11 protein-coding genes are annotated in these 14,117 nt (G+C 35.8%); 7 read left to right on the top strand and 4 right to left on the bottom strand.

The genetic code is table 11. The features are described from left to right. Positions 1-659, bottom strand: a 659-nt coding sequence (locus IE867_RS14915; protein WP_192485165.1) for a phage integrase N-terminal domain-containing protein, incomplete at its 3' end; no start/stop codon positions are given. Next, a complete protein-coding gene (locus tag IE867_RS13110; protein WP_192485166.1) occupies positions 652-966 on the bottom strand; it encodes a hypothetical protein in 315 nt (104 codons plus the stop codon). The genes IE867_RS13110 and IE867_RS14915, both read right to left, overlap by 8 nt. Positions 967-2,064: 1,098 nt before the next feature. On the opposite strand from IE867_RS13110, the gene IE867_RS13115 reads away from it, so the two are divergent. The 7 genes from IE867_RS13115 (at position 2,065) to IE867_RS13145 (ending at position 11,940) form a co-directional block, all read left to right on the top strand. Further along, on the top strand, positions 2,065-2,310 hold the full coding sequence (locus tag IE867_RS13115; RefSeq protein WP_192485167.1) for a hypothetical protein: 246 nt from the start codon (positions 2,065-2,067) through the stop codon (positions 2,308-2,310). After that, positions 2,297-2,569, top strand: coding sequence for a type II toxin-antitoxin system YafQ family toxin (locus IE867_RS13120; protein WP_192485168.1), 273 nt, complete (start codon positions 2,297-2,299; stop codon positions 2,567-2,569). The genes IE867_RS13115 and IE867_RS13120 overlap by 14 nt, the downstream gene beginning before the upstream one ends. An 848-nt stretch (positions 2,570-3,417) precedes the next feature. Beyond that, a complete protein-coding gene (locus IE867_RS13125; protein ID WP_192485169.1) occupies positions 3,418-4,449 on the top strand; it encodes a RepB family plasmid replication initiator protein in 1,032 nt (343 codons plus the stop codon). A gap of 154 nt (positions 4,450-4,603) precedes the next feature. Beyond that, positions 4,604-7,573: a type I restriction endonuclease subunit R gene (locus IE867_RS13130; protein WP_192485170.1), complete on the top strand. Its 2,970-nt coding sequence runs from the start codon at positions 4,604-4,606 to the stop codon at positions 7,571-7,573. Beyond that, positions 7,563-8,825 carry a restriction endonuclease subunit S gene (locus IE867_RS13135; protein ID WP_192485171.1) on the top strand — a complete coding sequence of 421 codons (1,263 nt, stop codon included), beginning with the start codon at positions 7,563-7,565 and terminating at the stop codon, positions 8,823-8,825. The genes IE867_RS13130 and IE867_RS13135 overlap by 11 nt, the downstream gene beginning before the upstream one ends. Beyond that, positions 8,822-10,288, top strand: a complete 1,467-nt coding sequence (locus IE867_RS14715; protein ID WP_203250311.1) for an AAA family ATPase — start codon at positions 8,822-8,824, stop codon at positions 10,286-10,288. Before IE867_RS13135 ends, IE867_RS14715 begins: the two co-directional genes overlap by 4 nt. 2 nt (positions 10,289-10,290) lie before the next feature. Beyond that, positions 10,291-11,940 (top strand): type I restriction-modification system subunit M, encoded by a 1,650-nt coding sequence (locus IE867_RS13145; RefSeq protein WP_192485172.1) that lies wholly within the window; start codon positions 10,291-10,293, stop codon positions 11,938-11,940. A gap of 25 nt (positions 11,941-11,965) precedes the next feature. Here IE867_RS13145 and IE867_RS14920 read toward each other — a convergent pair whose 3' ends face one another. Together IE867_RS14920 and IE867_RS13155 are read right to left on the bottom strand one after the other, a co-directional pair. Continuing rightward, positions 11,966-12,847: a phage integrase N-terminal domain-containing protein gene (locus tag IE867_RS14920; protein ID WP_192485173.1), complete on the bottom strand. Its 882-nt coding sequence runs from the start codon at positions 12,845-12,847 to the stop codon at positions 11,966-11,968. After that, positions 12,840-13,154, bottom strand: coding sequence for a hypothetical protein (locus IE867_RS13155; protein WP_192485166.1), 315 nt, complete (start codon positions 13,152-13,154; stop codon positions 12,840-12,842). The genes IE867_RS14920 and IE867_RS13155 overlap by 8 nt, the downstream gene beginning before the upstream one ends. Positions 13,155-14,117: the final 963 nt, after the last annotated feature.

Below are 14,117 nucleotides of genomic sequence, written 5' to 3' on the forward strand. Positions count from 1 at the left end.
GTTTTATCTAATAGGTTACGTGCCTGAATATAGGTTTTGTCTTTTTCAATCATAGAGCCAATGCCTGCAATCTTTTTGCATTGTTCTAAAAGTTCACGTTGTTCTTGTGTTCTTACAGGTATTTCTCTTGCTCTACCACCTTTACACCAAGAGGCTTGTAATTCTATCTTGCTACCTTTATCTGCTTGGTTTGGTTTAAACTTAAGACTTTCTTCACGTCTTAACCCAAAGGATCGCTGTAGCTTCAAGCACAGAACTTGCCTGTCACTAAGCTTTTCCATTTTGTCTACTTCAAGTTCTTTTGCTAGGTTCTTGGTGTTGTCTGAATAGGTTCTTTGTCCAATTTCTAAAGCCGTATTATCTTTTGGTATTGCTTCAGGCCTGCCAAATTTTTCAGCCAACCAACGCATATGGGATATGCGGTTTTTTACTGTTGCAATTGCTATGCCTTGATCCTGCCAATACGTAGCTAACGCCTTAGCATGTCGCCCACTATAATTCTGTTGTGTTACTTGCACAAAGCCACACTTAACCAAATCTTTAGATACATTAAGTAATATTCTTTTGCGTTCATCTTGTGTTGCAAAAGATCCATCTTTGTTATGCTTGAGTGCAGATAAAATCTGTCCTCTAAATTGGTTATTGTTATGCCTAGGCACTTTTTTGATCCTGCCTTATGGTATATAACGTTTCTTTTGGTTTTCGTCTCAGCTGATCTTTTTTATCGTCCATGTATTCCATCACATAGTAAACAATACAAAAAATAAGCGGGCAATAAAGTGCTATAACCACAAAAAAACCTGCTGCTACATAGCTTTTTCCATAACTATTAAGCCATATCTGAGATAATGACAAAAGACCAAACAATCCCAATATAACAAGCATTGTTAACATCATTAATGCTATTAATGTGATGTATTGTTTTAATGCCTTTGCGATATAGTTTCTTAGTTGAATATTCTCCATTTCACTGCCCCTTAATTTCGAGCATTATAAACCTCATAAAAGTGATGCCACTTTTTATCTATCATAGTTCGTTTTTTTGCCATTTATGTTTGATGGTAAGTGTTACAGCTCAAGCCTTAACTTTCGAAAAGGCTTTTTTTGGTGGCTGAAATGGCAACGTTAACCCCACGTAGCAGGTATTAACGGATCAACGTTTTAGGTCGTTCACCTCATAGCTTTATCGTTAGCCGTCAACGCGCTATTTTTTCAGCTTAGTTTGATTGGTTATAGCGTTGTTATTCCTAAATTTGCATTCTGCAATAACAGACCAATCAAATACCAGATGCTTAGCTTGCCCATTCGGTCGGGCTAAACATGCAGGAATAGACTCAAGTCTTATGCTTGAGTATGGAAATCATCTTAACCTAATAAGCTTTACCTTTTGGGCAAGCGTCAGGGATAAGATGGCAGCTTCTTGGTTGAATCTCTTTGCTGACTATGCAAGCAAGTGCACAAGATTAAGCGTTGCCAATACGAGCAACTAATCAACCATACTTCGCTACGGACACCTTACTATTTGAAAAACGTTTTTCTGAACGCATTCAAGTAGTTGCATGCATGACTCGCCGGTGTACATGCGCTTAGGAAGACACTTTTTAACGTGTTTCTGGCATTGCAGCCTTCATCAGTTCCATTAGTGTTAATGATAGCATTAAAAAATATAAAAAATATAGTTTCACTTGCATTTTTAGAAATTAATTAACTTAATTCTTCGATGTTGCTCATTGCAACATTCTCGAAAAGTTAATTAATATATATGATTTACCGACCAACTTCGCGCTGCTTGTGGGTGTGAACCGCGCGGTAAATCATTGCAGGCTATTCGCCTGTCACTGCGGACAAATATGTCCAGCAGAGACAGGCTAAATCATCAAAAATAAATCCAAAACAGCCACCCTGTCGCCGCTTACTGCGGCTAAGGGCGGTAAACTTGCAAAGCTCGCTTTTGAGCTACAGATAGTAAGTCAATTTGACTTACACAAGTGCGCATTTGCAAATCAAACGACTTTGAGTAATAATTACTAACAATTAGTATTAATGAGTAATTAAGGTGTCATTATGCAACGAATTCAAGTTATGCTAGATGATAATTTAGCGGTCAAATTAAAGCAGAAAGCCCATGAAGCAGGGCTTTCCATTAGTTCATACACTAGAATTTTGCTTAACGATAAGCTCAGCAAGAAAAAGTTATCTGTTATGGACCAGGCAATGCTTGATCTAAACAATTCTGATGGTGACGAGGTTGTTAGTTTGAAAGAACTCAAAAATGAACTTGCTGCATGGATTAAAAATGCGGATCGTTAGACAGAAAAAGTCATACAAAAAGACACTCAAAAAGTATCAAAATAACGCTAAAGTCTTAAAAGTTCTTAGCGATGTCATTGATCTTTTGGCAAATGATTTGCCTATCCCAGAAAAATATCGAGATCATGAACTCAGCGGAAACTACAAAGGCATACGTGAATTGCATCTTTTCCCAGATGATCTTCTGATGTATTTCAAAATTGAAGAAGATGAGCTTGTTTTAGTGGCTATTGGGACACATTCTGAGCTTTTCGGTTAAGAATTAAATAAACCGTCATAAAGGCGTCTATTTTCAACTTTCATTATTACGGACAGGGAAATATAGCCAAATTCAAAAAAAACCTCGTGGCGAGCTTTAAAAGTTATTTTAAACGCTATTTTTATTTAGGATCGACAGTTGATTTTGCAAAACAGCGGTAAAGCGAAGGCTTTATAGCGAGCTTGCGAGCGTGGATTCCTGATGCAGTTAAAAGCGATTGATTTGTTTCGCCAAGCAGGCAATGCCTTATGTTCGTAGCAAATGGAAAAGCCTGCCTCCCTAACTGGATAATTTTGGTGGCCTTTGATTTTCAGATTGAGGTGCTTGGTTTGCTAAAGCCTTAGGTTTTTAGTTTTTAAATTGAGTTATGAGCAAAGCGAATTCAAATTCATTTCAGCAAACGGTAGTGCAGCTGATCAAAAAAATGTGAGCGGAGCGAACACCAAGGTGGGTACGAAAAATTTGTAAAATTTGAGTAACCTTTTTTGGAATTTTAGTGTTTTTCATTTTGCATTTTCCTTGCGCGCGGCATTATCTTGTTTTTAATCTTGTTTTTTGTAATTTTAATTACCTTGTTTTGTGTTATTTTTTAACCATGTCTGTATCCATTGTAAATAAAGGGCTGTAGCGTTTTTTTTGTTTTTTTTATGATAGGAAAACGGGGTTGTTATGATAGGAAAACGGGGTTTTGTGATAGGAAAACGGGGTTTTGAAATTATCCATTATAATAGGAGAACGGGGTTATTATGATAGGAAAACGGGGTTTATTTTAATAGCTATAATTTATTTACTTATAAAATAATATTTGATATGTTTTTCTGAAATTATAGTAGGAAATTGGGGTTGATGTGTCTGACCTAATTGTAACTAAGTCAAATGAATTGATTGAGAGTTATATTTTTAATGCTACAGAACTAGAACTACAGGTATTAAACTATGCCGTTGCAAAATTAAATCCTCGTTGGGATAACAATGGAATTATCTTTAAAGTAACCATTTCTGAATTAGTAGATACTTTTGGAATGAAATCAAAGGATGCCTATAGACTTTACAGAGAAGCTATGTCTCGCTTAATGAAACGAGAATATACAATTAAGCTTGAGGATGGGAAAGATTGGACTGAGAACTTAGTTATTGGTTACGGTGGTCCAGAAGATAAATCATATCTTGAGTTTAAGTTTAATGAGTATATCAGTAAACATTTAAGTGAATTAAAAGCACTTTTTACCTCATATGATATAAAACACATTGCTAACTTTAAAAGTCGTTACAGCTTTGTGTTATATGAAGCCTTTAAAATGAATTTAGAAAAAAATAAAGCCCTAAACCAAAACTACTGGATCGAGGAAATAACCATTCAGAAGCTAAGAGAAAATTTAGGATTGCTCGATAAGTATAAAGCTTTCAACTTATTGCGGCTCAATGTCTTAGATAAAGCCAAAGCTGAAATTAATACCCATAGCGATATTCTCATAGACTTTGATATCAAGAAGACTGGAAGAACCCCAACAAGCATTGTATTTAAGGTTAAACGTAAAGTTGAAAAAGCTTCTGATAAGACAAAAAGTAAAAAGCTTTCAAAGATGGAACAGTCATTATCTCAAAAAGAGATTAATCAACGAAAGAAACTATTAGCCAGTATGGATAAAGAAGAGTTAATTAAATTCCTAGAAGAACGTCAACAATCAAAAGAACAACCTTCGTCAGAAAAAGTAACGAGTAAAGTTAAAACCGAGAAGAAGGCAGACAAACCTGAAAACGAAGATATAGCGCAAGAAAAAGAAGAAGCAAATGAAATTCAATTAGACCAACAAGAAGCTACTCAAGAAGAAACTTCTAAGAAGGAAAAAGTAGGTTTTTTTAAGCGGTTTTTTAGTTGAAATAACCAAAGATATATATTCCTACTATATCAGATTATATGATGGGCGAAGTGCTTGCATTTAAAGTTGGTTTCAAATCAATGTTTCGTAAAATAGAAATAGATTATTGGATATCAAATCAAAAAAAAGAAACACAAAGGTTACGGGAAGGATAATGGGTAGAGAACAGCAAATAGAGAATGACTTACTTAATAAGCTTCGGGAGCTTAAATATGTATATAGGGAGGATATTAGAGACAAAGCATCTTTAGAAGCAAATTTTCGTGATAAATTTGAATTCCTTAATAAGGTGAAACTATCTGACTCTGAATTTGAAAGACTCTTGGAGCAGGTTATCACTCCTGATGTTTTTACTGCAGCAAAAACTTTGCGAACAATCAATGATTTCGTGCGAGATGACGGTACTCCATTAAATTACACGCTAGTTAATATTAGAGATTGGTGTAAAAACACATTTGAAGTTGTTAACCAGCTTAGAATTAATACTGATAATAGCCATCATCGCTATGATGTTATCTTGCTAATAAATGGCGTTCCTGTAGTTCAGATAGAACTCAAAACACTTGCTATTAGTCCCCGTAGAGCTATGCAACAAATTGTCGATTATAAAAATGACCTTGGCAACGGATACACTCGAACACTTATGTGCTTCATGCAAATGTTCATTGTGAGCAATAGCAACGATACATGGTACTTCGCAAATAATAATACCAGACACTTTAGTTTTGACGCTGATGAGCGATTTCTTCCTCTTTACCAATTCGCAAGCGAAGATAATAAAAAGATTACACAGTTAGATAAGTTTGCTGAAAAATTTCTAGCAAAATGTACACTTGGACAGATGATTAACCGCTATATGGTGCTTCTGGCTAGCGAGCAAAAAATGCTAATGATGCGGCCGTATCAAATATATGCCGTAAAAGCTATTGTCGATTGTATTCATCAAAATTGCGGTAACGGATATGTATGGCATACAACAGGCAGTGGAAAAACACTTACTTCATTCAAAGCATCAACTCTTCTCAAAGATAATCCTGATGTTGAAAAATGTTTATTTGTTGTAGATAGAAAAGATCTAGACCGTCAAACACGTGAAGAGTTTAACCGCTTTCAAGAAGGTTGTGTTGAAGAAAATACAAATACAGAGACGCTCGTTGAAAGACTATTATCTGAAGACTACTCAGACAAAGTAATTGTGACAACTATTCAAAAATTAGGACTAGCCTTAGACGGAAAAAATAAACGTAATTATAAAGCGCGCCTAGATCCATTAAGAAACAAGCGCGTTGTTTTCATTTTTGATGAGTGTCACCGTTCACAGTTTGGTGAAAATCACAAAGCAATTAAAGAGTTTTTCCCAAATGCTCAGTTATTTGGATTCACCGGAACACCTATCTTTGATGATAACGCTGCTTATAAGAAAATCGACGGAACCCAAGGATCATACATGACCACTATGGAAGTTTTTCAACAGGAACTTCATGCTTACACTATCACGCATGCTATTGAGGACCGTAATGTTTTACGCTTCCATATCGACTACTTTAAGCCAGAGGGCAAAATCAAACCTAACACAGGTAAACCCCTCACCAAAAAAGCAGTCATTGATGCCATCTTAGAAAAGCATGATGCCGCCACCAATAATCGCAAATTTAATGCTGTTCTAACCACAGCTAAAATCAATGATGCTATTGAATATTATAGTTTATTCAAAACGGCTCAATCTGAGAAACTAAAAAATGACCCAGAATTCAAGAAATTAAATATTGCGTGTGTTTTTTCTCCTCCGGCAGAAGGGAATAAAGAAATTAAGCAAATCCAAGAAGATTTGCCACAAGAAAAAATCGACAATACTATAAACCCTGAAGGGAAAAAAAAGGCATTAAACAATATCTTAACAGACTATAATCTTCAATATGGCACAAACCATAGTATAAATGATTTTGATTTATATTATCAGGATGTTCAAAAGCGTATTAAAGACCAACAGTACCCTAAATCAGATGTGCCACATACAGAAAAAATTGATCTTGTTATTGTGGTTGATATGCTGTTAACAGGCTTTGATTCAAAATTTTTAAATACTTTATATGTTGATAAAAACCTTAAGTACCACAGCCTTATTCAAGCTTTCTCAAGAACAAATAGAGTGTTGAATGATACCAAGCCTTATGGAAATATTTTAGATTTTAGACAACAACAAGATGCCGTAAATAATGCCATTGCATTGTTCTCTGGGGAGGCAGGAGAGCGTGCTAAGGAAATATGGCTAGTTGATGAAGCTCCTAAAGTTATTGAAAAGTTAAATACAGCAGTGCAAAAACTAAATGATTTTATGAAATCTCAAGGTTTAAATTCTTCTCCTGAAGATGTTCCTAACTTGAAAGGCGATACTGCACGTTGGCAATTTATTAATTTGTTTAAGGATGTACAGCGTCATAAAACCCAACTTGATCAATATACCGACCTAACAGATGAGAATAAAGACGTTATCGAAGAAGTTATATCAAAAGATCAACTTCAAGGATTTAAAGGTGTATATATTGAAACTGCACAGAGATTAAAAGCCGAACAGGATAAGCATGATGAGCATACGCCTTCAGAGGTTCAGGAACTAGATTTTGAATTTGTACTTTTTGCTTCATCAGTAATTGATTATGACTACATTATGGGTCTTATTTCTAAATATTCTGAAGGAAAGACAGGTAAGCAAAAAATGAATCGTGATCAATTAATTGGGTTAATTGCTTCTGACTCTAAATTTATGGATGAACGTGAAGATATTACAGAATACATAAAAACAATTACTGTTGGTGAAGGTTTAAATGAAAAACAGATCAAGTATGGTTATGAGGAATTTAAACAGCAAAAAAACGATCGTCAATTAGAGGTAATATCTTCTTCCCATGGAATAAAAAAAGAATCCTTACAAAAATTTGTAGACCAAATATTAAAGCGTATGATTTTTGATGATGAGGATTTAACTGACTTGTTAGCTCCTTTAGGTCTTGGGTGGAAAGATAGGACTAAGAAAAAGCTAACATTAATGGAAGAATTGATACCGCTTCTTAAGAAGCTATCACGTGGACGTGAAATTTCAGGATTGAGTGCATATGAACAATAAAAAAGAAAAAAAATTAACACCCTCACTGCGTTTTCCTGAATTTGAGGGTGATGGGGCATGGTCAGAAAAAGAGTTGAAAAAACTTGCTAATAGAATTACGGATAAAAACACAGGTTCTTTTATATTGCGCGTTTTAACAAACTCTGCAACCAATGGTGTTGTTGATCAGCGAGATTACTTTGATAAGGATATTGCCAATCAAGCTAACCTTGAAGGATATTCCATAGTTGATGAAGGCGATTACGTTTATAATCCAAGAGTATCAACATCTGCACCTGTAGGACCAATCTCTAAAAACAAACTTAGTAAGGGAGTAATGTCTCCGCTCTATACAGTGTTTAGATTTAAAGATAAAAAAAATGATTTTTTTGAGCATTACTTTAAGTCATCTCATTGGCATCATTATCTTCGTAGGGTATCTAACACAGGCGCACGTCATGACCGTATGAGCATCACAATTGATGCTTTTGAGGCGATGCCGTTACCATTACCGCCAACCGATAATGAACAACTAAAAATTGCAGCATGCTTATCATCTATTGATGAAGTAATTGAATTAGAGAGTAAAAAGCTAGATGTCTTGAGAGATCATAAAAAAGGTCTTATGCAGAACCTTTTCCCTGCCGAAGGTGAAACCTTACCAAAATTCCGCTTTCCTGAGTTTAAAAATGATCCTGAGTGGAAACTAAGCACACTAAATAAATATCTAGTACAAACAGGAGCAAGAAATAAAAATCTCAGTGAGAACAGAGTTTTAAGCGTAAGTAATCAAAAAGGATTTGTTCTTCAAAACGAACAATTTATAGATAAAAAAATTGCGAGCGATAATCTGTCGACATATAGAATAGTTCATCAGGGTGAAATAGCATACAACCCATCCAGAATAAATGTAGGATCCATTGCAATTCTGGACAATTTTAACGTCGGAATTGTTAGTCCAATGTATGTAGTTTTAAAAACTCAATCATCATTAAACCCATATTATTTGCTGTACAATATTGCCACACACGCTTTCAATCAAAAAATTAAAACTGCTTGCTCAGGTAGTGTTCGATACACGCTCTCATTTGAAGCATTTTGTCGTTTAGAAGTAGCAATTCCTGAAAAAAATGAGCAAATAAAGATATCAAAATGTATAGCAATTATTGATGAAATAATAAATAATCAAAGCAATAAACTCGAATCATTAATGCTTCATAAAAAAGGCCTATTACAGCAGCTCTTTCCAAATCCTGAGGAGATTAATGGATGAGTGAATTTGTAAATATTCAAGAGATTGCTGAACATTTTCGTTCTGAATTAGAGCAGAAGAAATATCTCCTCCTTTTCGCCTATAACGGTACAGGTAAAACGCGCCTGTCCATGGCATTTAAAGACTTGGGAAAGCAAGATAGTGTTTATATCACTGATCAGAGAGGAAACTCTATCGCAGATCAAAACGGAAACACACTGATAGCTGAAAACTCGGGTGACACACTCTACTTCAACGCCTTTACCGAGGATTTATTCACATGGGATAATGATCTAGAGAATGATCGGGAACGATTCTTAAGGCTTAATCCAGACTCACGATTTTTTTCTGGACTTGATAGTTTGGAAATGGATACGCGTATCCGTAAATTTCTCCATCGTTATGCCGATTTTGATTTCGTGATTGACTACAGTAAATGGCAGGTTTCGTTTAACCGTACAGTGCCGAATGAAGCCTATGATGAAAACGTATCTGACAATGCAGATCAAGAACGCGAGCGTGTAGAAACAGATATTAAAATCTCGCGTGGGGAAGAGAATATCTTTGTTTGGTGTTTTTTTATGGCGGTTGTTGAAATCTCTATGGACAAAGACATTGAGGCTTATAACTGGGTTAAATATATTTACATTGATGACCCAGTATCTTCATTGGATGAAAACAATATCATTGCCATCGCACACCATTTAGCACAATTGCTAAAACGCAAAAATAACCCCTTGAAGGCCATTATATCATCGCATCATACATTGTTCTTTAACGTGATGTATAACGAGTTTGATGCCAAAAACAATAAGCTTGCTTCGCCATATTTCCTAAATAAATTAAGAAATTGCTTTGATATTCAAATAGATGATTTACTGAAAGTTTTTGGCAAGTTAAATAATTCAAAAACAAATGTTCTTAATAAAATTAAAGAAAGTTATTCAGATATTGATATTCCAGAAGATATTTTAGATAACAAAAAGGCATTGAAAAGATTCATTGCTGAAACGCATGCGACGTCAGTTAATCCGGTGCAATCTTTTTTGGGTACTTTTCAAGACAAGTTACAAGGCGGGAAGCTTAAAACTTATAAAAGCCCACTAAAGGAATATTATTTAAAGGGAGTCAGCGACACACCGTTCTTTCATCATGTTGCAACATTAGTTGATTTATATAATGCTGTTGAAAGCGGTAAACTTTATACGCATCACTTTAATGTGCTGCGAACAATACTGGAAAAATCAGCCTGTTTTCACGGATTCAATAAATTTTCATCTCTTATCCAAAAGGATGAACATGATCCTGATGACATTTTACACACTCGGATTATTAACGTATTAAATCATGGAAATTATTCTCTCTATGAGCCAATGACCATGATAGACGAAAATAAAAATCAATTTAAAAAAATTCTGGAGGAATTTATGAACAAATACACATTTAACCCAGAATTATTTATCAAGGAACAAGAGGGTATATAACGATGACAGAACAAAAACAAAAAGAACTAGGAAAAATTCTCTGGGCAATTGCAGACCAGTTGCGTGGTGCCATGAATGCAGATGATTTTAGGGATTACATGCTATCTTTCCTATTCCTGCGCTATATTTCGGATAACTATGAAGAGGCCGCTAAGAAAGAATTAGGGTCGGATTATCCTGATGTCACGGATGATATTCTAACCAAAATAGAGGTGTATACACCTCTACAAGTTTGGTATCAAGAAAACGATGGAGATGTTGAAGCTTTTGAAGATCTGATGCGCCGCCGTGTCCATTATATTATTAAGCCAGAACACCTTTGGGGCAACGTGGCTGAAATGGCAAGAACACACGACAAAGAGCTTTTAAACACGCTACAAAGTGGCTTCAAATATATCGAAAATGAATCTTTCAAAAGTACATTTCAAGGGCTATTCTCAGAAATTAATCTAACGTCAGAAAAGCTCGGAAAAGATTATGACAGCCGGAATGCCAAGCTTTGTAAAATTATTAATGAAATATCTAAAGGTCTAAAAGAATTTTCTACTGACAGTGACACTCTAGGTGATGCCTATGAGTATTTAATCGGTCAGTTTGCCTCTGGATCAGGTAAGAAAGCTGGAGAATTTTATACGCCACAGCAAGTTTCTGGAATCTTATCTTCAATTGTGAGCCTAGACAGCCAAGATCCATCTCAAGGAAAACGTAAACACTTAGAAAGTATTCTTGATATGGCTTGTGGGTCAGGATCTTTGCTCTTGAATGTTCGACAAAAGCTTGGTACGCACGGTATTGGAAAAATTTATGGGCAAGAGAAAAACGTTACAACATATAACTTGGCTCGTATGAACATGCTTCTTCATGGCGTTAAAGATTCAGAATTTGAAATTTACCACGGAGACACATTGGACAATGATTGGGATTTGCTAAGAGAGCAAAATCCAGCTAAGAAGCCGTACTTTGACGCAGTTGTTGCAAATCCACCATTTAGTTTGCGTTGGGATCCTTCAGAGTCCTTGGCAGAGGATATGCGTTTCAAGAATTATGGACTAGCCCCTAAATCAGCAGCTGATTTTGCATTTCTACTGCATGGTTTTCATTATCTTAAGGATGATGGAACAATGGCTATTATTTTACCACACGGCGTTTTATTCCGAGGAGGTGCTGAAGATAAAATCAGAAGAAAACTTTTGAAAGATGGTCATATTGATACTGTAATTGGCTTGCCTGCAAACCTCTTTTATTCAACAGGTATTCCTGTTTGTATTTTGGTTTTAAAGAAATGCAAGAAATCAGATGATGTGTTGTTTATTAATGCCAGCGAGTATTTTGAGAAAGGCAAGCGCCAAAACTTTTTAGGTGATGGTACTGGAGGGACTGAAGATCATATAGGAAAAATTATTGATACATACCAGTATAGGAAAGAGGAAGATCGTTACTCAAGACGCGTCTCTCTGGAAGAAATTTCTGAAAAGAATGACTATAACTTAAATATTTCAAGGTATATCAGCACCCAAGAGCCTGAAGAAGAGATTATTCTGGATGATGTAAATACTGAGCTTGTTTTTTTAGCAAAAAACATTAAAAAAGCTACTGAGAAACATAACGAGTTTCTAAAGCAATTACAGCTAAAAACTCTTCCAATTTCGTAGATAAGTTCCCTATATTGAACGCTAATCATCTTCCTAAGTAATTAACTGTAATCTCTTCCCTTCCATGCCCTAATTCATTACTAACAATCATTCTAGCTTCAAAGTCTTTTTGCTTTTCTTCCTCGGTTAGCTCAGTTGAAATTTTACCCCCTGCCTTAGGACAATTTAACCCAGTAAGCTCTTTATACCTTTCCTGAGCATAAGCATGCCTATAACCATGATTGTGATAGATTCCAGAACGCTGACAGGTTTTATCTAATAGGTTACGTGCCTGAATATAGGTTTTGTCTTTTTCAATCATAGAGCCAATGCCTGCAATCTTTTTGCATTGTTCTAAAAGTTCACGTTGTTCTTGTGTTCTTACAGGTATTTCTCTTGCTCTACCACCTTTACACCAAGAGGCTTGTAATTCTATCTTGCTACCTTTATCTGCTTGGTTTGGTTTAAACTTAAGACTTTCTTCACGTCTTAACCCAAAGGATCGCTGTAGCTTCAAGCACAGAACTTGCCTGTCACTAAGCTTTTCCATTTTGTCTACTTCAAGTTCTTTTGCTAGGTTCTTGGTGTTGTCTGAATAGGTTCTTTGTCCAATTTCTAAAGCCGTATTATCTTTTGGTATTGCTTCAGGCCTGCCAAATTTTTCAGCCAACCAACGCATATGGGATATGCGGTTTTTTACTGTTGCAATTGCTATGCCTTGATCCTGCCAATACGTAGCTAACGCCTTAGCATGTCGCCCACTATAATTCTGTTGTGTTACTTGCACAAAGCCACACTTAACCAAATCTTTAGATACATTAAGTAATATTCTTTTGCGTTCATCTTGTGTTGCAAAAGATCCATCTTTGTTATGCTTGAGTGCAGATAAAATCTGTCCTCTAAATTGGTTATTGTTATGCCTAGGCACTTTTTTGATCCTGCCTTATGGTATATAACGTTTCTTTTGGTTTTCGTCTCAGCTGATCTTTTTTATCGTCCATGTATTCCATCACATAGTAAACAATACAAAAAATAAGCGGGCAATAAAGTGCTATAACCACAAAAAAACCTGCTGCTACATAGCTTTTTCCATAACTATTAAGCCATATCTGAGATAATGACAAAAGACCAAACAATCCCAATATAACAAGCATTGTTAACATCATTAATGCTATTAATGTGATGTATTGTTTTAATGCCTTTGCGATATAGTTTCTTAGTTGAATATTCTCCATTTCACTGCCCCTTAATTTCGAGCATTATAAACCTCATAAAAGTGATGCCACTTTTTATCTATCATAGTTCGTTTTTTTGCCATTTATGTTTGATGGTAAGTGTTACAGCTCAAGCCTTAACTTTCGAAAAGGCTTTTTTTGGTGGCTGAAATGGCAACGTTAACCCCACGTAGCAGGTATTAACGGATCAACGTTTTAGGTCGTTCACCTCATAGCTTTATCGTTAGCCGTCAACGCGCTATTTTTTCAGCTTAGTTTGATTGGTTATAGCGTTGTTATTCCTAAATTTGCATTCTGCAATAACAGACCAATCAAATACCAGATGCTTAGCTTGCCCATTCGGTCGGGCTAAACATGCAGGAATAGACTCAAGTCTTATGCTTGAGTATGGAAATCATCTTAACCTAATAAGCTTTACCTTTTGGGCAAGCGTCAGGGATAAGATGGCAGCTTCTTGGTTGAATCTCTTTGCTGACTATGCAAGCAAGTGCACAAGATTAAGCGTTGCCAATACGAGCAACTAATCAACCATACTTCGCTACGGACACCTTACTATTTGAAAAACGTTTTTCTGAACGCATTCAAGTAGTTGCATGCATGACTCGCCGGTGTACATGCGCTTAGGAAGACACTTTTTAACGTGTTTCTGGCATTGCAGCCTTCATCAGTTCCATTAGTGTTAATGATAGCATTAAAAAATATAAAAAATATAGTTTCACTTGCATTTTTAGAAATTAATTAACTTAATTCTTCGATGTTGCTCATTGCAACATTCTCGAAAAGTTAATTAATATATATGATTTACCGACCAACTTCGCGCTGCTTGTGGGTGTGAACCGCGCGGTAAATCATTGCAGGCTATTCGCCTGTCACTGCGGACAAATATGTCCAGCAGAGACAGGCTAAATCATCAAAAATAAATCCAAAACAGCCACCCTGTCGCCGCTTACTGCGGCTAAGGGC

Source organism: Cysteiniphilum marinum (genome assembly GCF_014857925.1).
In the GTDB taxonomy this organism is placed as follows: Bacteria; Pseudomonadota; Gammaproteobacteria; order Francisellales; family Francisellaceae; genus Caedibacter; species Caedibacter marinus.

Coding starts and splice junctions, on each gene's coding strand:
- IE867_RS13110 (WP_192485166.1), bottom strand. CDS start 966: ATGGAGAATATTCAACTAAGAAACTATATCGCAAAGGCATTAAAACAA.
- IE867_RS13115 (WP_192485167.1), top strand. CDS start 2,065: ATGCAACGAATTCAAGTTATGCTAGATGATAATTTAGCGGTCAAATTA.
- IE867_RS13120 (WP_192485168.1), top strand. CDS start 2,297: ATGCGGATCGTTAGACAGAAAAAGTCATACAAAAAGACACTCAAAAAG.
- IE867_RS13130 (WP_192485170.1), top strand. CDS start 4,604: ATGGGTAGAGAACAGCAAATAGAGAATGACTTACTTAATAAGCTTCGG.
- IE867_RS13135 (WP_192485171.1), top strand. CDS start 7,563: ATGAACAATAAAAAAGAAAAAAAATTAACACCCTCACTGCGTTTTCCT.
- IE867_RS14715 (WP_203250311.1), top strand. CDS start 8,822: ATGAGTGAATTTGTAAATATTCAAGAGATTGCTGAACATTTTCGTTCT.
- IE867_RS13145 (WP_192485172.1), top strand. CDS start 10,291: ATGACAGAACAAAAACAAAAAGAACTAGGAAAAATTCTCTGGGCAATT.
- IE867_RS13155 (WP_192485166.1), bottom strand. CDS start 13,154: ATGGAGAATATTCAACTAAGAAACTATATCGCAAAGGCATTAAAACAA.